Origin of the sequence: Cellulophaga geojensis KL-A, from assembly GCF_000568425.1 — a bacterium.
In the GTDB taxonomy this organism is placed as follows: domain Bacteria; phylum Bacteroidota; class Bacteroidia; order Flavobacteriales; family Flavobacteriaceae; genus Cellulophaga; species Cellulophaga lytica.
In genome coordinates this window covers 1-602 of sequence record NZ_ARZX01000102.1, presented here as the reverse complement: position 1 = coordinate 602, position 602 = coordinate 1, and the positions used below count along the sequence as shown (strand labels likewise).

Genomic DNA, 602 nt, shown 5'->3' with positions numbered 1-602 from the left:
TGACTTATTATTTCATTTTCAAACTCTTTAATATCTAAGTCTGTTTTAAGGGGAAGTCTTTCTAATTCATCAAATATTTTATTATATTTTTCTTTGTTTTTATACAAATCGTAGTTCACTACAACAGCTTCATAAACATTTGGTCTAAGCTCTATAAATCTACTTAGTATATCTATCACATTAGTAAAAGATATTCTTCCATAAACATTGACAAAACCTTTTGTTGTATCATCAAGTTCAAGAGTTATTAGATAATTACTATGTTTATTTGATTTATAAAAACTTAGACTTCCACTACGCTCTGAATAAGTTGATTCTGTTAATCCTCTATTTTTTAAAATTGGAATTAAAGAATTAAAAATTTGTTTATTAAATTTCATATTAATTTGTTTTTAACACTCCTCCCTCATTAAATATTTTTATAAAATTGCCATTTTTAGTAACGGAAGCTTCTTTTACAAACCCATCTACTGGAGTTCCTTTTAATAATCCGTCTGGATTTATTGTCTTAACATTCCAATTACTCATTCCATTTGCCACACCCTGATTCTTTGTCCAACCTGTACCTCGTGATAATTTAGCATCCCCGCTAGCGCAAGCAT

Annotated in this window: 2 protein-coding genes; both read right to left on the bottom strand. The window is 28.1% G+C overall.

Annotated elements, in window-relative coordinates; all coding sequences use genetic code 11:
• On the bottom strand, positions 1-380 hold a 380-nt coding region (locus KLA_RS17405), incomplete at its 3' end, for a hypothetical protein (protein WP_034647533.1).
• A 1-nt stretch (position 381) separates the two neighbouring features.
• On the bottom strand, positions 382-602 hold a 221-nt coding region (locus tag KLA_RS18200; protein WP_034647529.1), incomplete at its 5' end, for a hypothetical protein.